Raw genomic sequence first — 21,629 nt, 5'->3', positions numbered from 1 at the left:
AAGGTTAGTTTGCCGGAGATCCGGCCAGATGAATCAGGGCAAAAACAGCATAGTTGATGATATCGAAATAGTTCGACCCGATGCCTTCGCTTACCGTTGTTTTACCCTGATTGTCTTCTATCTGTTTGATTCTGTGTAGTTTCATAAGGATGATATCGGTGATGGAGCTCACCCGCATGCTGCGCCAGGCCTCGTCGTAATCGTGGTTTTTGCGCGTCATCAGCCGGAGGGCTTCATCCATCACCTCGTCGTAGGCGTGCAGTGCCTGTGTGGCAGTCAGGTCGGGCGCGTCGGCCGGACCGAGCCGCAGCTGAATGATGGCCATGGCGCTGTAGTTGGCAATTGCGACAAAGGCATCTTCCTGAGGTTCATCCACCATGCTGGTGGTTTTCATTTGCAGGCTGCGCAGCCGGTTGGCCTTGATAAAAATCTGGTCGGTGAGCGAGGCAGGACGCAGGATACGCCACGAAGGCCCGTAATCGCCCATTTTTGCCACGAAAACATTCCTGCACCAGCCAATCACCTGTTCAAACGCCTGGTTGGTTTCGACCCCTTTCAGTTCTCCGAGCATCATTTGGTTACTTTTGTTCCGGAAAAGTTTGCTTTGTCATGCGCAATTTCGAGGTTAAAGATACTGCATTTCGCCGAATCCATCGTTTTGAATATGGAGGTCGCAGCCTTCACAGGCAGAGACCACTGGTAATGGGCATCGTCAATGTCACCCCTGACTCGTTTTATGAGGCTTCGCGGGCAACGGACGAGCACATCCTGATTGAGCACGTGGGCAAAATGTTGGATCAAGGAGCTGATATTGTGGATATTGGAGCTGTTTCGACCCGGCCGGGGGCAATTGAGTTAAGTGCAGACGAGGAGATGCGGCGATTGATTCCGGCCGTGCGGGCAGTGATCAAGCATTACCCGCACTGTTTCATTTCAGTGGACACCTGGCGTGCCGGGGTCGCCCAGGCTGCTCTTTATGAAGGTGCGTTCATGATTAATGATATTTCCGGCGGAAGTTTCGACCCGAAGATGCCTGCGTTGATTGGTGAAAAGAATGCGCCCTACGTGTTGATGCACATTCATGGCAGGCCATCGGATATGCAGGCCCATCCTCTTCAGGCAGAAGAGATTACCGCGGTGGTAAAGCAATTTCTTGACAAGCAAGTGGCCCGCTTTGAGGCACTCGGCGCTTCACAACTGATCCTGGATCCCGGCTTTGGTTTTGGCAAAACATTGGATGCCAATTATGTGCTGCTCAGCCAGCTGCCTAAACTTCGCGTAAAAGATTATCCGATGCTTTTGGGCATCTCGCGTAAATCAATGATTTACAAGCTACTGAACACCTCACCCGATGAAGCGCTCAATGGCACAACAGCCCTGCACTTGTATGGTCTGATGCAGGGCGCCGATATCCTCAGGGTGCACGATGTGCTGGCAGCCAGGGAAGTGGTGACACTTGCAAATAAAATTACTGAGGTTTTCGGAAATAGAGTAACCAATGAAAAACAATGAGATAGATCAGCTGAACTGAAATGGCAGCAAACGCCAGGAAGTAAATAAATCCACCTCCGTAAATAAACAGCAGCCCGAAAGCGAGAAGAAAAATATTGACTTTAAGCGCTTTGATAAACGAATGCAATCGGAGTCTGGCGATTGCTTCCGATTCGTTACGTTCGGCAGTAAACATCAGCAAATGCACACCTGAATAAATCATGATTAAGGTCAGCTCATCTGCAAAGTTGTTGCTTATCAGTGCAAAAAACTTTTCCTCAAGAAATGAAGACCAGAGGGCGAAAGTATTGATTGTCAGGTCTATCGAGTAAATACCTGAAAGAACTGCAAGTGCAATCCCTGCCAGAAACAGAACGATGGCAGGAAACCTGACCCAGTAAGGTAAGAGCCCGATGTTCATTTGCTTGATTCGTTAGTTCTCGGCAGACCAATAGAGGGGAAAAGTGACTTTGCTGCCGTCGTCAAAGTAAACATCCACGGCTACAATACCAAAACGGTGGTTAGCCACATACACCAACTTGGTGACGCCTGAAAGTTTGTGCGCTGCCGGAATAGGTTGTTCAACCTGAATTGTTTTAATGAGCATGAAGCCATAGGGATAGTCATCTTCTGTTGATTTGCTTACGACCTGCCTGTTTATTCCGGTGTTACCCACAGGGTATTTGTCTCCAACCTTGGAGCTGTATTTCACAACAACACCCGGAAATGCAGGCGTTTCGCATTTGACGCCCTCGGAAGTTTGCTTCAATCTGATGCTGTTGGTTGTGACAATGTTGCCATTGATGGTAAAAACATCAGGATAATTCGATAAAAAGTTCAGCAACAAGTTGTTGCTCACTGTTGCCGAAGCTGCATAGGTAGATACACCATCCTGCAAAGCAACGACTGACGCATTAAAATTTGAAACACCCTGAATGGGTTGTTGGGAAGAGCTGACAGTGACCCCGACTTGTCCCATGGCTGTGACGTTACCGGAGATGTCTTTGATGCCATCTTTTTTGCATGAAAACAAAATAAAAGGAATCAAACTAAAGATGAAGGGAAATGTTTTCATTTGGTTTGATAATTAGTTTATTCCACCGACTTTTACAAAGTTACAGTCATTCGAAGGTGGTATCTCTTCGAAACAAAAGTTTTTTTCCAGAATATTTGTGACTGCCCGCACATAATATGAAAACATAAAATTGCCGGTGATTTTTTGGTTGCCAATTTGAGCAGATTGCAATGACCTGAACAGCAAAAAAACAGGGAAGGAGCTATTGCCCCTCCCCTGCCAAGCATATAGAAACAAAACAACCGGTTGCTTTATCGCACAAGCACAATCTTACCGCCGGAAACCGATACTTTAGTCCCGGTGCTGTATTGCAGCTGGTAGTAATACGTACCGCTGTTGCCGAGGTCTCCACGGCTTAGCTCGTAGCTGTGCTGGCCTGGCATCAGGTCTGCATCAACCAACCGATATACCATCTGTCCATATTGGTTGTAAATGACGAGGCTTACCCTGCCTGCTTCGGGCAGTGTGAAGGACACTCTGGCCCTGTCGCTGAATGGATTGGGCATCACATAATGGGCAATTCCTGCCTCAGGTGTGTCATCAGTGCTTTGTATGGCCAAAGTGCGTAAGTGAACATCATTAAGAATGCTCGCCTCTGGTGAAGCAAACTCGGTAACAGGTAAAAGTTCCATGTAGCGGAGCCCTGCTCCTACCTGCTGCCTGAGTCTGGCCCGCAAACTAAGCAATGGCTGGTCAGCCGAAAAAGTCCTGCCCATTACCTCATACCAGGCTACCTTGATGGTTCCTCCTTCCTTATCAATCGAACTGATTTCGAAACCAACCACTTCCTCCACGTCCAGCATAGCTGTATTGTAGCGCAAACCGAGGGTTACCGCCCCAAGCACAACATCCCTGTCCACATACAACGGAAGGTTTACCTCCTCGCCCACTGCAGCCTGAATGACCTGATCGTATGCAAGCGTGGCCGTAGTCTTCATAGGTACACCGGGCAGATACGAACTGTTAAGATCGCCGGCAGCGGTAAGGTATATGTTCATATAGTTATTGCCTGTGCTGATTATTCCCGGATTCACCTCGTGGTAAACCATATGGGCCGGAGTTGTTGCTGCATACGTGCCTAAGGACTGGAATACCAGCTCGGGGGCTTGCGGATACAGCATGGCGTTGGGATTGGTAACCCTGGCGCCGGATAATATGAAGTCGTGACGGTTATTGCCAAATTTTCCAAAAGCGTCTCCTTGTGCTGATCTGAAAAGAATATTCAGCGCATCGTTTGCAGTCAGAGTGCCTGATTTGTTCACGTCGCCAACGGTGGTGGCAAATTGGGTATATGGCGACGACAGGACAGGCTGTATCCAGGGGAAGAACGGACTCATGGGTTCCTCAAGTACCATCTTCCCAACAATCAATGCATCCAGACCCGATACACCTCCCCAGTTGTTCCACATCCAGGTGTTGCCAAGCTGGTTGTTGCCCGGTTGCTCCCAGACCCTCAGGGTGTAGTCCGTTCCACTCTCAAGTCCGTCAAATGAGTATGTGCCGGCATAACCTATATTCTGTGGTGAGGTAACCGCAACTCCTGACTTGTACAACTGAACCACAAACTGCGATGACGGCACCTGCGACTCGATCGGATTGTAATAGCGCAAACGTCCAGCCAGACTGGCGTTCGAACTGAAGCGGGCTTCGTAGCTCGTGAAACAATCCACTATGCTCACCTGCCAGATCGCATCTGCTGACATCAGCTGACCAGACTGTGCGTACCAGCCTAGGAAGCTGTATCCGCTATTTGCTGTAGCCGTTAACGTTACCGTACTGCCTTGTGCAACTGTACCAGTAAAGACAGCCTGTCCGCCCTGAGCAGGTATGGCCAACAACTGGAGATTAATTGGCACCACATTCACCGTTATTGTATTGCTTATAACCTGCGTCTGGGTTGCACATTGATGCAAGGAAAGCATCTCAACCTTAACTTCATCGCCTTGCTGCGGCACATAAACAAAGTTCGCTGTGTTGCCTCCTGCTACCTGCCCGTTAACCTTCCAGGTGAAGACAGGGTTGCTGCCGCCATTCACAGCCACGGCTGTAAAGGCTACCGGTGTGCCCTGACATACCACAGGCTCGTTGGCCGTGATACTTACCGATGGTGTTACTGGTGTACTTAAGCTTAACTGCATTACCGACTGTACCTGACACAATCCATTGGTATTGGCGGTAAGGGTTAACGTTACTAGTCCGATGAGTTTATCATTGGTTCCGGGTATATAAGTGGGGTTGAGTGCACCGGTATTGCTGAAGGTGCCATCGCCGCTGCTGGTCCACAAAACGCCACTGGCATTGCTCACCTGTGCTTCTGTCATGGTGTAGGTGTCATTGGCACAAATTGTGGCGTCGCTGCCTGCAAAAGCAATCGGCGTGGGCTCGACCAGCCATGTTACAATGTACTCCTCCGATGGTGTGCATTGGGTGGACAGCCTGCGGGTGCGAACCTCTACCTCGGCAACGCCTGATGTGCTGATGTTACTTGCCGAAGTATAGGGCTGCCATAACGTCCAGATATTGCCTGTGCGGGTGCGGTAATGCAGCTCGTCGGTGCCATTGCCTCCGCTGCCGGGCACAAGCGTGGCGCTTACCATGCTGCCCTCGCATACCATAGCCACTGCCGGCTGCCTGACAAGGACGCCCGGCTGGGCCTGCTTTTCAATATTCCAGCTAACAGTATTATAACCCGAATTGCTGCATACATCGCCCTGCCTGAATGTTCTGATTTCAATATGGCTCAGGCCTGCGGCTGAAATGGGGCTGCCGGGTGTGTATAGCATCCAGCTGCTCCAGCTTGTGCCGTTGTGTGTGCGGTATTCGGAAACATCAAGTCCGCTGCCGCCTGTGCCAGAAAGCAAGGTGGCCGATACTGATGTAGTCTCGCAAACCACAGGCTGTGCGGGCGATGGTTGCAACATGCCGGCCATGGGCGTAGGCTCTACTTCCCAGCCTACAGTAATCCAATTCGAAGAAGCACAGTAGCTGGCCAGGCGACGACTGCGGATCTCAAGTGCTGTGATACCATTCGTAGATAGGGCTAAGCCGTCATAAGGCTGCCAGTTGCTCCATCCACTGCCCGAAAGCTTGCGGTACTGCTTCTCGTCATTGCCGTTGCCTCCAAAGGCATTGCTCAGATCAGCCCATACCTGGCTGCCTTCGCACACTTTGACCGCATCAGGATATTTTGTCAGCAGGCCGGCCTCAGGCATCATCTCAAAACTCCAGCCGGAATGAACCCATGCCGAAGGACTACAATAGCTGGCCAGCCTTCGCGATCGTATCTCGATGTGCAATGCGCCAGGAATGCTCAACACCTGACCATTGTATGGCATCCAGTCGGTGTAATAGGTGTGATAAAATACACGGTACTCTGTCTGGTCAATACCATTACCGCCAGTGCTGCCTGTGAGAACGGCTGATACCTGAGTAGCCTCGCAAAGGGTCAGAAATGCCATCGGATTGCTGATGAAGTTTCCTGCAACTGGTGTAGGCTCCACTGTCACCGTCCACTCGCCTGTGGATTGCTCAGGAACAGTGTTGCAGGTGCCATCATTGGCGTATCTGCGGTAGGTTGTGGTGCTGGTCAGACCGGCAGGTGGCGTATAGCTTGACGAGTTGGCTCCGGTGATGCTGGCCGTGAAGTTGTCAGAAGAGCTCCGCCAGCTGTAGGTGATGTTCCCGTCACCACCCGATGCTGCGCTTGCACTGCCAATGGTGGACGGGGTGTCGCCATAGCAGATGGTCTCGCCGGCAGTGGCTATGGCGCCCGGGGTGAAATCGGGCCTGACTGTCACCGTCCACTCTCCTGTGGATTGCTCAGGAGCAGTGTTGCAGGTGCCATCGTTGGCGTATCTGCGGTAGGTAGTGGTGCTGGTCAGGCCGGCAGGTGGCGTGTAGCTTGACGAATTAGCCCCGGTGATGCTGGCCGTGAAGTTGTCCGAAGAGCTCCGCCAGCTGTAGGTGATGTTCCCATCGCCTCCCGATGCTGCGCTTACACTGCCTATGGTGGACGGGGTGCCGCCATAGCAGATGGTCTCGCCGGCAGTGGCTATGGCGCCCGGGGTGAAATCGGGCCTGACTGTCACCGTCCACTCGCCTGTGGATTGCTCAGGAACAGTGTTGCAGGTGCCATCGTTGGCGTACCTGCGGTAGGTGGTGGTGCTGGTCAGGCCGGCAGGTGGCGTATAGCTTGACGAATTAGCCCCGGTGATGCTGGCCGTGAAATTGTCCGAAGAGCTCCGCCAGCTGTAGGTGATGTTCCCATCGCCTCCCGATGCTGCGCTTACACTGCCTATGGTGGACGGGGTGCCGCCATAGCAGATGGTCTCGCCGGCAGTGGCTATGGCGCCCGGGGTGAAATCGGGCCTGACTGTCACCGTCCACTCACCTGTGGATTGCTCAGGAACAGTGTTGCAGGTGCCATCGTTGGCGTATCTGCGGTAGGTGGTGGTGCTGGTCAGGCCGGCAGGTGGTGTATAGCTTGACGAAGTGGCTCCGGTGATACTGGCTGTAAAATTGTCCGAAGAGCTCCGCCAGCTGTAGGTGATGTTCCCATCGCCTCCCGAGGCAGGGTTTACACTATCTATGGTGGACGGGGTGCCGCCATAGCAGATGGTCTCGCCGGCAGTGGCTATGGCGCCCGGGGTGAAATCGGGCCTGACTGTCACCGTCCACTCTCCTGTGGATTGCTCAGGAGCAGTGTTGCAGGTGCCATCGTTGGCGTATCTGCGGTAGGTGGTCGTGCTGGTCAGACCGGCAGGTGGCGTGTAGCTTGACGAATTAGCCCCGGTGATGCTGGCCGTGAAATTGTCCGAAGAGCTCCGCCAGCTGTAGGTGATGTTCCCATCGCCTCCCGATGCTGCGCTTACACTGCCTATGGTGGACGGGGTGCCGCCATAGCAGATGGTCTCGCCGGCAGTGGCTATGGCGCCCGTGGTGAAATCGGGCCTGACTGTCACCGTCCACTCTCCTGTGGATTGCTCAGGAGCAGTGTTGCAGGTGCCATCGTTGGCGTATCTGCGGTAGGTGGTCGTGCTGGTCAGGCCGGCAGGTGGCGTGTAGCTTGACGAATTAGCCCCGGTGATGCTGGCCGTGAAATTGTCCGAAGAGCTCCGCCAGCTGTAGGTGATGTTCCCATCGCCTCCCGATGCTGCGCTTACACTGCCTATGGTGGACGGGGTGCCGCCATAGCAGATGGTCTCGCCGGCAGTGGCTATGGCGCCCGGGGTGAAATCGGGCCTGACTGTCACCGTCCACTCACCTGTGGATTGCTCAGGAACAGTGTTGCAGGTGCCATCGTTGGCGTATCTGCGGTAGGTGGTGGTGCTGGTCAGGCCGGCAGGTGGCGTATAGCTTGACGAATTAGCCCCGGTGATGCTGGCCGTGAAGTTGTCCGAAGAGCTCCGCCAGCTGTAGGTGATATTCCCATCGCCTCCCGATGCTGCGCTTACACTGCCTATGGTGGACGGGGTGCCGCCATAGCAGATGGTCTCGCCGGCAGTGGCTATGGCGCCCGGGGTGAAATCGGGCCTGACTGTCACCGTCCACTCGCCTGTGGATTGCTCAGGAACAGTGTTGCAGGTGCCATCGTTGGCGTACCTGCGGTAGGTGGTGGTGCTGGTCAGGCCGGCAGGTGGCGTATAGCTTGACGAATTAGCCCCGGTGATGCTGGCCGTGAAATTGTCCGAAGAGCTCCGCCAGCTGTAGGTGATGTTCCCATCGCCTCCCGATGCTGCGCTTACACTGCCTATGGTGGACGGGGTGCCGCCATAGCAGATGGTCTCGCCGGCAGTGGCTATGGCGCCCGGGGTGAAATCGGGCCTGACTGTCACCGTCCACTCACCTGTGGATTGCTCAGGAACAGTGTTGCAGGTGCCATCGTTGGCGTATCTGCGGTAGGTGGTGGTGCTGGTCAGGCCGGCAGGTGGTGTATAGCTTGACGAAGTGGCTCCGGTGATACTGGCTGTAAAATTGTCCGAAGAGCTCCGCCAGCTGTAGGTGATGTTCCCATCGCCTCCCGATGCTGCGCTTACACTGCCTATGGTGGACGGGGTGCCGCCATAGCAGATGGTCTCGCCGGCAGTGGCTATGGCGCCCGGGGTGAACTGCGGACGAACTGTAACCTGAATTACATTGGATGCAGCGGCTCCGCTCCAGCTGGTTGAACAGTCAACCCTTGCAAGGCGACGGAACCATGTGGTCTGGTTTAGACTCGTAGCCTGATGAGTTGCAGCGTTGCTGGAGGCTATATCAGTCCAGTTGGCAGGATCGAATCCTGAGCCTGCCGGATCGGTTGTGGTCATTTGCCATTTGTACTCCAGAGTGCCGGCGAAGCCACCTGGCAGACTTATACTTGTAAAGGCTGTTGGTTGACTGTTGTAGCAAATCGTCTGGTTATCAGCAATCGTACCTCCGCTGGTGGGATTCGAGCAAAGGTTGAGCACCACATCGTTTCCATCGCCTCCGGTATAAGTGATGAGCGCCGGAAGTCCGCTGCCCAGCACATTATTTATAAAAGCTCCTTCGGGCAATCCGGTAAACGTACCTGCTACAGGCTGTGAACCAAGGTTGTTGAGAATAAGGTAGGTTTCAGGGGCCACAGGGGTGTGTGTGCCACTAAGAACGAGATTAACACCTGTCAGATCCACAATACCCGAAACAGTAAGCTGCGTATAAGTTCCACTGGTTCCATCGCCGGGTGTATTCCCGTTGATGATTATGCCCAGGTCGCTGCCAAAAGATAGTGTCGAGGCGGTAACATCTGTGCCATCGAAATCAGGAAACACCGCAGCCGGCGAATCGCCCGGATCGAGCAGCAAAGTTCCGCCGTTGGTATTGATGCCACCTGCGGTGAAAGTTACACTGCCATTGCTTACCAGTTGCATGTTGGTACTGGCCGGACGCGAAATGTCTGCGCTTACCGCGATATTTCCGCTGGCAGGATCACCAATGATAAGCGATCCGGCAGTTACCCTATCGAGCTGGGCATCGGCTAATCCGAGAATTCCGGGCGCATTGGGGCCGCCTAGGTCAATTGCCTGCCCGGCAGTGCTGCCTTTGAAAATGACTGTTCCGCCACCGGCATTTACCATGCCATTGGAGGGGTGAATGTCGAAGCTGTTGCTTTCGAAGGTGATGCTTTTGGATGGATCATTGATACTGACTGTTCCGTTGCCAACCCTTGCGATTGTGATTGCTTCGTTTGCAGGGATGTTTGCGGCATTACCCAAAATGCGCACATTTCCACCCACGCTGCTCACAGTGGCACCATTCCGGATCTGTACCCCCTGGGAACCAAGGTTGAATACACTATTGGGAGTACCTGCTGTACCCTCCAGAAATATGTTGCCTATTCCTGTGCTGGTAATGTCGCCCCTGATTGAGAGACCATGGTTGAAACCTGTCTCCGGCTCATTATTCAGATTCAAACCAACGATGGTGATATCACCATTAAAACTCCGTATGTAAGAGGGCGTATCAAACCTGATGGTTTGTGCACCGGTTCCGGTGCCATATGACCTGTTGGTTCTGGCATAGATACTTATATTTCCATTCCCTGTGGCCTTGATGTGACTTCCCGCAAACATAAACATTGCTATATTCGATATAAATCCAGTGTTAGCAACCCCAGCTGCAGAAAAAATATCCATGGTTATATTCCCATTTTCTGCAGTAATCTTTGAGCCCTCTGACCTGAGATTGACAGCATAATTTGCACCATTTGCAAGATAGCCAGTATAGATATCCAAACGAATATTAGCCGGCCCGGTTGCCGCAATTGTACCGTTGTCATTTAGGTTAAGACCTGAGTTGGCCACAACATTAATATTTGGATGGGTACCATTCCCGCTGATGAGTGTAATATAGATATCGCCACCAGCCGAGGAGATCTGCGTATTGTTCTGCAAAAACAAAGCTGCAGCGCCTCCCTGAAAACCGTCATCCACCGAGGCCTCAATCAAAATATTTCCTTTACCTGCTACGGTGCCGGTGGATTCTATCCTGCCCATGTTGTGCATCCACATTCCTATCATAAAGCCAGGCGCATTTTTACCGGCTTTTGTTTTTACAATGATATTTCCCTCTCCGGTACTACGTAATAAACCAGGTAAAATCAATCCATGGAAATTACCAATGGTCGGAGGGTCTTGTTGATTTATTTCCAGAACAATGTCGCCATCCTGCACTTCCAGGCTTCCGCCAGTATCAACTGTCATCCATTTGCTAACTTTTATAACAGGAGAACCGCCTCCCTGAAAAGTAAGCTTTGCATTAGCAGCAACATTTACAACATCCTCACCCGGACTTGCATGGTCATTCTGCAGATCGACATCCAGGTTCGCGCTGGGAGCGAAGGTAATGTCACCAACAAAGTTAACTACATCATCACCCTGTCCGCCGTTGATGGTGAAACTGGGCATGGGGGTAGTAAAACCCCCTACATTTATGACATCATCGCCCAAACCAGTGTTGATGGTGATCTGATTCACTTCGCTAAGCAAAAGGTTAGCCGGAAACGCCTGGGGTGCACCTCCGTTGAGGCTGTAATACTGCCCGCTTACATCAAAAACTATATTGCCGGCGTCACCGTAAACATTGAGTGTTTCGCCCCTGCCACAGGCATCATCAAATATGATTTCGCCACCAGATGCAGTGATTTGGTAAAGACGCACTTCGATCATCACCACATTTGAGGCCAGACGTTCACTTTCGCAGGTAACGCCGGCCATACGCCTGAACCAGGTGGTTTGTGTAATGGCATCAGGCTGATAGGTGTTTGTGTTGGAGGAGTTAATATTGACCCAGCTTGAAGGGTCGAAACCTGGGGCTGCCGGATTGCTCAGGCTGTATTGCCATTGGTATTCGATTGTACCCATGAAGCCGGGAGGATTGGTGACGCTTGTTATGAGGCCAGGCGTTTCTCCCGCACAAATCAGCTGGTTACCGGCAATAACACCCCCGTTTTCGGGGTTGAGGCAAGGTTCGAACAGGGCCTGAAAACTAAGGGCAGAGGTTACATTGTTTTCCGAACGCTGCGGATTGGTGTTGCCATCGCTCCAGGCCAAAAATTTATAACCTGCATTGGGCTGCGCAACAACATTCTCGCTGCTGGCACCCTGGAGCACAAATTGATTGCCGCTACCCTGAATGGTGCCATTCACGGCGGTGTAAAGCACCCTGTGCGTATGCAGTTTGTAACGACCATCGGGCTGCCGAATAAAAGGTGCTGAAGGATTTACATATACCGCCGGTCGTACTGCGGAGTTGGCAATTACCGAATATGATGACTGGGCATCGAAAAAGTAACCAATAAGATCGACCCAGTAGATTTTTTCATTGGCAGGAGGATTGATCCTGAAGATACCCGAACGGGTCATGTTGAAAAAGCCCGGGACAGCGGCCCTGCGCAACGGGCCATCTGGGGAGTTAAAATAGCTGAATGAACGGGTAAAACCCGGGCTGAGTGGGCCGCCCAACTCTTCGACCGAGGGAAGAAATACCATGTCAACCACAAAACCAGACTGTCCCACCGTGGTGCCGTAACTACTCGTCCAGTTATGTTCTCTTTGTTGGACAATATCCTTGGAAGGTTTGGAAAAACTGCCATAAAAGTCCGAATTAAGGTATTGGCGCACACTGGAATACTCATAGTTGTTGTCGGGCATACCTATGCGATAAGGCATTTCGTGTATGTGCTGGCGGGTTAGAAGGACAATCTCATGGTAGTAAGGGGGATTGTACCCAATACGATCATATTTGTCAACCACAATCCAATCAACCGGTGCCCCATTCCAATTCCAGGTATCGTCATAAACAACCGCACCTTCAGGAATATCGTGTATAACGCCAGTCCAGCGGTCTCTCCAGCTGTGGAAAGGATACCCCTGATTGACTGAAGGATCCATCAGCCATATCGGAGAATTAAAATCCCAGCCTGCACCAGTGAAAGTCGGCTGCGATGTCATTTCCGTTGTCGTTTTCGGTGATCCAAACGAGCTTGAAACTGTGCCAGCCAGTTCCTGATCGAAGAAGTTGTTCCCACCTGTTGTTGGATCAGCTTTATAAAAAGTAAGTCCGGCCTTAAAATTGTCATCCGGAATATTGAAAGATACAGCAGCATAGCAATTTTCGATATGCGCCTGAAAAATAAATCCGGCCAGCCCAGCCACTACCTGAGGCGTAGCTGATTGAATCGAACCCATCGCGTAAGAATCTTCTGCCCTGCCAAAAAGGTAACCTGTCAATCCCCCCGCCAAACCCGAAGTCGAAATCTGGGTGTTGGCATATGAACGAATAATTTTACCATTACCCTCCGTGATACCAATCAGGCCTCCTGTATATTCAGCTCCTGAGACTATTCCCGATGCAGAACACTGTACAATCTCGCCACGTGATTCACCCACCAGCATGCCTGTCATCTCGCCACCGGTGACATCGCCGGCAATCAGCTCAAGGTTTTCGATCCTGGCAAGGTGATTGGTAAATCCGAAGAATCCGGTGCGTTCGCTGGTGGGACGGTTAATATATAGATTGCTGACGGAATGAAAGTCACCGTTATATTTCCCTTCAAAAGGCATCTCCCAGGTGCCCAGTGGCAACCACCCTGCTCCCTGGTTGAAGCATGCATTTGAGGTAAGGGCAGCATCAATATCTGCTGTCTGAAGAAAATGTTTGTTCCACGATGAAGTATTGGCAGCCATCCACAACAGGTTGTCAAAATTGGCTATCAGATAAGGATTGGACGAGGTGCCCAACCCGGCCGGCATCTGACCGGCCATGTTCAACGACAAAGTCTGGGTGGTTATCCCGACGATATTGGAGGGTGCCGCAGTAGTCCATTCCTCGCTGCAATCTACCTTCGACAATCTCCTGAACCAGGTGGTCTCCGTCAAAACCGCAGGTTGATATGTTGTGGAGTTGCTCGATGGAACGTCAGTCCAACTGGCCGGGTCAAAATCCGGAGCCGAAGGATCTGAAGTAGAAAATTGCCATTTGTAGGTTATCGGGCCATAGGCCGGCCCCAATACCGATAGGCTATTGATCATTGCAGGCACCGATCCGGAGCAAATGACCTGGGAGGAACCGATCGCACCTCCGTCGGTTGGCAGAATACAGTCGGTGGCAATGTTAAATTCCAGTGCACCCCGGTCAACCGTCCCTGAAGAGGCAGCATCAGCACCATTGAGCCGGCGGGAAAAGCCTGCACCCCTGACATCAAAATCAACGGTGGAATAGGAATTATTGCCCTGATCGATCAGTGGCGAACCCTGCATCAATCTGAAATCACCCCCATCCGGATCCACAAAAAACGGATCAGCCACATCAATGCCACCGAGCGCGGGCTGTGGTATGATCATACCAGGCTCATTGTGCACCGTGGAATTTATCACTGCTTCAGGCCTGAACGAATGAACATAAGGATAATTCAGGCTGGTGTTGTCCCAAACAATGCTGTTCACAAGACTGTATGCTGTGCAGAAAATTGCAGAATTGCCATGTGCAACATTCCTGCTGATTGTGACGTTTTTAAGTATGCGATTGGAGCCGCCAATGAAAATTCCACCCCCAAGATACCCGATATTTCCGGCAATCAGTAAATTCTCCATCTCGTAGTATGCTAAACTGGAGATAAGACCTACTCCTCCCCCATTACCTCTTACAGCAGAACTGTTGTAAAGTATTTGTGAATTCTTTAATGAAAGACTAAAACCTCCTGAATATGGTGCAGCATTCACCATAATCCCACCGCTGCCATTAGAGTTAGACGTATTGTTTCTCACCAAAAGACGATCCAACACCACGGTGGCTGAGCTTTGAGCAGTTAGGTAAATTCCACCCGCACCCAAATAGTTGGTGGTGCCATCACTGTTTCCGGTTATTTTTCCTCCAACGTACGAGAACTCAGCAACTACATCGGCATATAATCCGCCACCAATAGATTGAGACTGATTATTTATAATATCCACATTCTCAAGAATCAATTTCTTTGGTACGCCTAAGGATTCTGCCCCAAAATATGAGTAACGGATCCCGCCGCCATCTCCAGGAGAGAAATTGTTTCTGACCACAGAATTTTTTAGTTGAAGCTCACCATCCCAAACCGCAATTGCTCCACCACCGGAAGATGTTGATGTATTATGTTCAAACACACATCCATCCATCAGCAATGTTGCACGGTTCCATAAGTATATTGCTCCAGCATAGGAGGATTTGTTGTAACGGAACGTACTGTTGTTGATGGTCACCCTGCTCACGAGAGGAGTAGGAACGCCAAAAGTGCGGGTTTGAATGACCATGTTGTGAAGGTTTTTGGTAAACAGACAATTCTCGAATACAGGTGAGCCTCCATATATCCTGACTGCTCCATTATCGCTGTGCGCAGTACTTTCTTTGATGACAAGATTTTTAAGCAAAGGCGATGCACGATCGATATGGATGGCACCCGATACGAGCGTAAGGTTACTATTGCCGCCGCGTATAGTGAATCCATCAATAATTGTTGAATTGGTAAATACCAGATCCTCTCTGAACAGGACGACACGATGGGCATTGTCGCCATAGTTCTGAAACATGAAGTCGGTGCCATCACCGGTCACCAGGTCATCGCCGTTGAGGTCGCCGTCGAGGATTGTTTCGTTGGTTTCAAAGTCGCGTGTCGTTATGTCGAAGGTCAGGGGGTCTTCCTCTCCCGAAAATCCGCCCAGCATCTGCACCCCTGGTTTCATCGAAAAACTGCGGAAGCGCGGGTGCCCACCTCCGATCTCAGTAGTAGGAACATAACGTCCTTTTGCAATCCAGATCACATTACCGCAAACAGCATTGTCGAGCGCATCCTGGATTGCAGTCCCTGGCAATGCATTGGCCCAATCCGACCCGTTCATGAGTCCTGCACCGTTCTCGGTGATAAAAATATGCTCTGGTACAATGGCAATCCGCACAATGTTTGAGCTGGCTGCACTGTTCCAGCTGTCCTCGCATTCCACCCTGGCCAGCCGTCTGTACCATGTAGTTTGCAAAAGTTCGCCAGGTTGAAATGTGGTGGAGTTGCTCGAGGCAATATCTGTCCAGCTGGCCGGATCGAAGGCCGAAGCCTGTGGATCGGATGTAGTGAATTGCCATTTATACTCCAAAGTGCCTGTGTGTCCGGTTGCTTCCGCATTGCTGCCAAGCAGGGAGGGTGTGCCGGAAGTGCAAAAAGCCTGATTCGAGGCAATGATGCCTCCGCTGTTTGGATTGATGCAACAGGCCTCCACCATGATCCGGTATTGGGCAGTGACAGCTGTTGGTGCGCAGGCGTTCAGGCCGGTCACAGTCAGGGTTAAGGTTACGATATTTCCCGCATCAGAATTCGTTGGTATGTACCTGGGCTGCAACGTATTTTCAAATTCAAGCTGTCCGCCTCCATCATGTGTCCAAAGGATGCTACCGTTGGCCGAGCTTGCCACGGATGCTTCAAGCACAAAACTTACGTTGTTGCATATGGTTATGGCGTACTGGGGATTAAAACTAAAGCCATTGATCAAAGCGGTTGTAAGGCCTGTACCATATGTTTCGGAGGATAACCAGAAACCAAAAACGTCTCCCTCGTTTACATGCAGTGTGTTAACGGTGCCATTCTGATTGTTAATCCAGAAATTGGTCAACTGAACGGGATTACCATTCAGGACAAACCCGAAAGCTTCAGAAGTTGGTGGGCTAAGAATAGCAGTATAATCCCACGAAAACGAAATGGTTCCGGCAGAAGGTATGGTCACTGTTGCACCAGCTGTCGCATCGGACATCATACCCGCAGAGAGTTCAAGCGAATTGGTGCCGTCGAAAAAGTAAGTTCCGCCGTTGGTGGAGGTATTGCTCCAGAACGAGGGCGCAAAATCCAGGTTAAAACCGGGCAGGTATGTTGTTACAACTGCCTCAGGCGCGGGATCAACGGCAACCCTGACCACATTCGACGATGCAGCAAGCGACCAGTCAGGCTCGCATTCCACCTTTGCCAAACGCCTGAACCAGGTAGTTTGTGTCAGGGCAGTCGGTTGATAATCTGTGGAATTGCCGGATGGGATGATACCCCAACCGGCCGGATCGAAACCTGGTTCTGCCGGATCGGAAGTAGTAGATTGCCATTGGTATTCGAGCTCCCCAATAAATCCGGAAGCTGCAACGCTGCTCATGAGAAGCATTGGTTGATTGCCAACGCAAATGGATTGATTTCCTGTAATGATTCCGCCATTGGATGGATTGGCACAGGTAGTAATCTCAATACTAAAATGATGCAACTGACCAGCGTCGTACCGCGAACCATCAATCAAAGTCAGCGTCCAGTCACCATTGAAAGGTGCACCCGTCAGAAGATTCAGGTTGCCGTGCGAACCACCCATGGCTCCTGAAGTAGGCAAATAATTTCCTGGAGGGATAAACGAACTATTCGCCTGAACCGGAATGTAACTTGTATGGGCAATGTTGAACGACAATACATTCGCTCCGCTAAATCGTTGGGGAGATCCACAGGGTCCTGAGCCTAGTCGGAGAATCAACGGAATAGGTCGTCCCATTGGCGGAGTTAAACTAACATCAAGATCGCCGGCATAATTGTGGTTAACTGCCACATTGATTGTGATCTGAGCCGGATGGCTTACATTTCCGGGAACACCTGTTACACTTACAGTGCTATTTAGCGCCGGGCCGGGAGAAAGCCAGCAATCTCCATTGCCGTCGGGTATGTTCTGCGGCAATCCTGTGGCTGTAAAAGTTTGACTAAAGGATTGTAGGCTTAACAGAGTGAAAGCAAACAATAAAAAAATCAACCCCAGGAACCGGGTTGACTTGCGAATTGGTGTAGTAGTTTCCATGTGCTTGATTTTGAGTGGTTGATTATGCTTGAGAAATGTTTTTACAATTTTTACATTACATAAATCTGTGCGGCCTGCTTGCCGGCTGCTTGTTTGACCGATATAAAAGATTGCCCATCTTATTTAGACTGATTCTAAAGTTTGATTTCAGGAAAAAAAAGAAGCCTTTTCGTTTTCGGCTTTTGAGGCTGATAGGATAAGGTGGGCAAATATGGACAGGCAAATCCCCGGGGTGCAAAAAAAGCACCTCACGAAAACCTCATTTTAACCAAACTTTAACTAATTAGTGGAAAAAGAAGTAGATAAACTACAGTATTCCAGACAGATAGGTCACAAGATTATCATCACTGGAAAGGGAAAGTTTTTTTCTGATGATAGAGCGGCTGTTTTCGACCGTGCGTACAGTCCGGTTGGTGATACCGGCAATTTCTTTGGAGCTTAGGCCCAGTTTGAGCAAGCCACACATTCTAAGCTCGGAGGGGGACAAGTCGGGGTGGCGGGCAATCATGGCCGCATTAAATTGTTCGTTTACAGCATCAAAACGCTTCTCAAACTCAGAAAAAGGATTTTGCTGTCCAGCCTGCCTGAGTTGGTTCCTAAGAGGCCTGAAATGATCAGCTTCTGACTGGGGTAGTTTTTTAAGAGTTTCGTTCAGACCACGCTCAAAATTCCCAAGCTTCTCTTTGGTGTTGGCCAGGTCGATGGCATTGTTCACCAGCTCGCGTCGCTTAAAATCGAGTTCAAGCTGTGTGCGTTCAAGTTCTGAGGAAGTTTTCAGGGCCAACAGGTCAGACTTGCGCCGCTGCATCGTTAACCTGATGGCCAACAAAGCAGATAAAACCAGAATAACAAGTGCGATGATCACCCACAACCGGATAACGTTTCGCTGACGGAGGACATCCTGCTCCAACTTGAGAGCCTTTGCTTCCTCAAGCGCCTTGTCGTATTTGGCCTGCAATTCGGCAATAGACAGCTGATTGCCCGATCTGAGCAGGCTGTCGTTGATGCGATATGCTTCAAGCAGGTAGGGATAGGCTTTACCGGGGTTTCCCATCTGTGCATGAACCGATTGAATGGCATATTGCACAATTTGCTCAAACTCCGGATTGCCCGATTGCCGGAGCAACTGACTCACCGTATCGTAATGCGCCAGGGCCAGCTCCAACTGCTGAAGTTTCTGATATGCCCTGCCGATGCTGTAATGATTGTACAAGGCCCCCATGAACCCCCCCGTCTCCTTGGAGAGTTTAAGCGATAGTTTATAATTTTTCAGTCCCTCCAGGGTTTCATCTTTATCAACAAAAATATTTGCCAGATTGAAATAGGTTCTGGCCAGTTCCCCCTTATCGCCCAGCTCTTTAAGCAGTTCCAAAGCTTGTTCATAGTATTCAACTGCCTTAGCTGTGGAATCAGTGCTACGACATACCACGCCAAGGTTGATGAGCACAACAGCTTCCTGCCGGATATCGGCTACTTTTCGGCTGTTTTGTAACGCCCTGAGGTATAGTTCATAGGCCTTTTTATATTGTCGGATACCCAGGTTGAGATTACCAATGTTTGCGTACAACACACCCAACTGCCTGAAATCATTTACTTTTTCAAAATAGGCTATGGATTCGAAAAAATGAAACATAGCCTTGTCCGTTTGGCCTGTGTGTGAATAAATTGCAGCAAGATTGTTGTGTACAGAAGCCAGATTAAATGAGCCTCCTGCCCCTTCCAATATCTTCTTTTGCTCCAACAGCAGTTGTTCTGCACTTTCGGCCAAACCCAGACGGAAATAAGTATCCGCCAGTGCCACGTTATTCTTAATGATAAGATCCTCGTCGCTTACCTTGGCCGCAAGGGTTTTTGCAAGTTCAAAATAAACCCTGGCAGAATCGAATTGCGAAATGTTTTTGTGCGAAATTGCCTTTATATAATTCAACCGTAAAAGCTGATTTGAAGACCAGGCAGATCCTATTTTTGATTTAACAACCCTATAAACTTCATAATCAATTACTTGATACTTATCTGCCAGATGATGTAACATATTGAGCAAGGAATCTGTTTTTTGCTCTTGCGGCAGATTCCTAACCAATTTTAATAAGGAGTCGGGCGAAAGGCTTGCATTAAGCTGACTGTTAACCAACAGGAAGATAAGGCAAACAAGGAAACGTTTATAAAGTGTGGCGTAGTTAGTTAGCACGTATTTACCGGATTGGAATCGGTAAATGTACGAATCAGAGTTTTATAATGATATCTTTCGAAGAATAAAGTTCAAAAAATACTGCTCACTTAGCAGATTGGACCTGCTAATAATCAATAAACTCCTGAAACAACACCTGCAAAAAGGCCTTCCCTTCCTGCTTTACCCGTGCGTCATCTTCGGGTTTCAGGCTGTTTTGCCAATAGTGGTCGGCAAACTTATTCCAAACGAAATGTCCCTCCGGGGTTTTCCAACCAAGACCTTCGTTAAGCTCGAAATAAGCAAACTGTCGGCTGTAGGGGTTGAACATATCGCGGCTCCAGCGGAAAAGCTTAGCATCCAGTCCAAGTTGCTTTAACAGGGTGGCCGGGATATCGGAGTTCGTAAAAAGTACATCGGTCTGCCTGCCACGGAGCGAGTCGGCAAGTGCAGGTCCGAGCAGCAGAAGGGGTATTTTGTGGTATTCGAACGTCTCGAGCGGATGGTTGCGGTAAGTACTTTTGCTGTGGTCGGCTACCAGAATAAATAAGGTGTTGCCGAACCAGGGTTGCGTTCTTGCAATTTCGAAAAACCTGCCAATGGCCGCATCGGTGTAGTGTGCACCATTCACATGGTTGCGTTCAAGCTGTGGCCAGGCGATCGGGCGCGGCCCAGGAAAGTCGAAGGGCGAATGCGAACTGAGCGTGAATACCACGCTGAAAAAAGGTTGCCTGAACTGATTGAGCTGGCTGGCATAATACGGCAGAAGGTCGCCGTCGTGCACCCCAAGTTTTCCCCTGGCAAAGGAAGAAGGCAGATCCTTGCCTTCCATCAGAAGATCTATCTCATTGTAGATGAGATACGACCTGATGTTGCCGTAGTTGAGCTGCCCTCCGAAATAGAAACTGGTGTGGTAACCTGCCTCGCGCAACTCCCGGGTGAGCGAAGGCAAGGCGTGATATTTTTCGGGATGGTTGGTAATTGTTGTGATGGGCAATCCAGGCAATCCACCGATGAGCGAACCAATGGCCTGTTGCGAACGATTGGCGTTGGCATAGAAGTTCGTAAAAAGCAGTCCCTCCTTTTCCAACTCAGCAATGTTCGGAGTAATTCCGGGTTCTCCGCCCAAAGACTCAATCAGGTCGGCCGAAAAACTTTCGAGCAGCAGTACCACAATATTTGGCCGCGACTGTTTAAATATTTTAACTGTAGTATCCTTTTGAACCTCAAACAACTGTGCGACAATGGCTTCCGCCTCCTGGCGCGGCATCACCTCAAAAGGATTATGATTTTTAAGACTTACGGCATTGAGCAGGTTGGTAGCAAAATGGTAGGTCGGATTCACTGCAGCAAGGTTGAGGATGTTGTGGCTGCTGAAATAAGCCGAACTTACGCTGATGGGTATGGCATTAATTCCACCTCTTGCACCCAGAAACAACAAACCCACATTTAGCAAAAATGAAGGAACAAGCACCCATTTCTTTCCTTTCCAGGGCTGCCTCTCAGCTTTCGACCACCTGATATAACCCCAGAACAAGGCTGTGGATAAACCTAACCATATGGATACCAGAAGAATAAACATACCGGTTGGGGCAGTCTGCACCACTTCGTCAGGATGCTTGAAGTATACGAAAACTTTATAAGTCAGTTTGGATTGCCATTCGGCATATAGTCCGGTTTCGGCAACCGAGATCAGGCCGTGGATATATGTGAACACACCCACAATCCAGAGCTTGATTCTGTGAAAAGCAAGGTGACCCGAGATAAGCTGAAGCAGGTCGGTAAGAACCGCCAGAAGAAGAAGATAACAGGCTGTGGCCACATCGAGCCAGAAAGCAGCACCAAAACTTTGCAAGAGTTCTGAAATTCCGATTCCGGCCAGCCGGAGATGTTGCAGATTGTATAAAAAATAGACCAGCCTGAAGAGCGAAAAGACTGCCAGCCAATAGCCAAGCAGCCGGACTTGACGAAAAATTAATGTTTTCATAACAATTCGCAAAAGTACATTTAGTTGACGAGTAAATCCGACTGCTTATTGCTTTTGGCT

Annotated in this window: 7 protein-coding genes; 1 reads left to right on the top strand and 6 read right to left on the bottom strand. The window is 50.2% G+C overall.

Translation table 11 applies throughout. The features are described 5' to 3' along the window. Nucleotides 1–4: 4 nt before the first annotated feature. Nucleotides 5–571 (bottom strand): DUF1599 domain-containing protein, encoded by a 567-nt coding sequence (locus IPM52_01935; GenBank protein ID MBK9290386.1) that lies wholly within the window; start codon nt 569–571, stop codon nt 5–7. Nucleotides 572–609: 38 nt separating this feature from the next. Between IPM52_01935 and folP the strand changes: the two genes are divergently transcribed. Then, complete coding sequence (folP, locus tag IPM52_01930; protein ID MBK9290385.1) at nt 610–1,512, top strand: dihydropteroate synthase; 903 nt, start codon at nt 610–612, stop codon at nt 1,510–1,512. Here the strand turns inward: folP and IPM52_01925 are convergent. The 5 genes from IPM52_01925 to IPM52_01905 all read right to left on the bottom strand — a co-directional run bounded on the left by IPM52_01925 (nt 1,469) and on the right by IPM52_01905 (nt 21,569). Next, on the bottom strand, nt 1,469–1,912 hold the full coding sequence (locus tag IPM52_01925; GenBank protein MBK9290384.1) for a hypothetical protein: 444 nt from the start codon (nt 1,910–1,912) through the stop codon (nt 1,469–1,471). The two genes, folP and IPM52_01925, sit on opposite strands and share 44 nt — an antisense overlap. A gap of 12 nt (nt 1,913–1,924) precedes the next feature. Beyond that, the gene (locus IPM52_01920; protein MBK9290383.1) at nt 1,925–2,566 is read right to left on the bottom strand and encodes a hypothetical protein; all 642 of its coding nucleotides are present in this window, start codon (nt 2,564–2,566) and stop codon (nt 1,925–1,927) included. A 251-nt stretch (nt 2,567–2,817) separates the two neighbouring features. After that, the gene (locus IPM52_01915) at nt 2,818–17,298 is read right to left on the bottom strand and encodes a hypothetical protein (GenBank protein MBK9290382.1); all 14,481 of its coding nucleotides are present in this window, start codon (nt 17,296–17,298) and stop codon (nt 2,818–2,820) included. A 424-nt stretch (nt 17,299–17,722) separates the two neighbouring features. Beyond that, a complete protein-coding gene (locus IPM52_01910) occupies nt 17,723–19,342 on the bottom strand; it encodes a tetratricopeptide repeat protein (protein MBK9290381.1) in 1,620 nt (539 codons plus the stop codon). Nucleotides 19,343–19,709: 367 nt separating this feature from the next. Next, on the bottom strand, nt 19,710–21,569 hold the full coding sequence (locus IPM52_01905) for a sulfatase-like hydrolase/transferase (protein MBK9290380.1): 1,860 nt from the start codon (nt 21,567–21,569) through the stop codon (nt 19,710–19,712). Nucleotides 21,570–21,629 lie beyond the last annotated feature (60 nt).

This window comes from Bacteroidota bacterium (genome assembly GCA_016715945.1).
Lineage (GTDB): Bacteria > Bacteroidota > Bacteroidia > Bacteroidales > F082 > JALNZU01.
The sequence above is the reverse complement of the archived record's forward strand: the minus strand, read 5'-3'. Positions and strand labels throughout refer to the sequence as shown.

Bases quoted from the DNA above. Each gene is read 5' to 3' on its own strand.
- IPM52_01935 (MBK9290386.1), bottom strand. From the start codon at position 571: ATGCTCGGAGAACTGAAAGGGGTCGAAACCAACCAGGCGTTTGAACAG.
- folP (MBK9290385.1), top strand. From the start codon at position 610: ATGCGCAATTTCGAGGTTAAAGATACTGCATTTCGCCGAATCCATCGT.
- IPM52_01925 (MBK9290384.1), bottom strand. From the start codon at position 1,912: ATGAACATCGGGCTCTTACCTTACTGGGTCAGGTTTCCTGCCATCGTT.
- IPM52_01920 (MBK9290383.1), bottom strand. From the start codon at position 2,566: ATGAAAACATTTCCCTTCATCTTTAGTTTGATTCCTTTTATTTTGTTT.
- IPM52_01905 (MBK9290380.1), bottom strand. From the start codon at position 21,569: ATGAAAACATTAATTTTTCGTCAAGTCCGGCTGCTTGGCTATTGGCTG.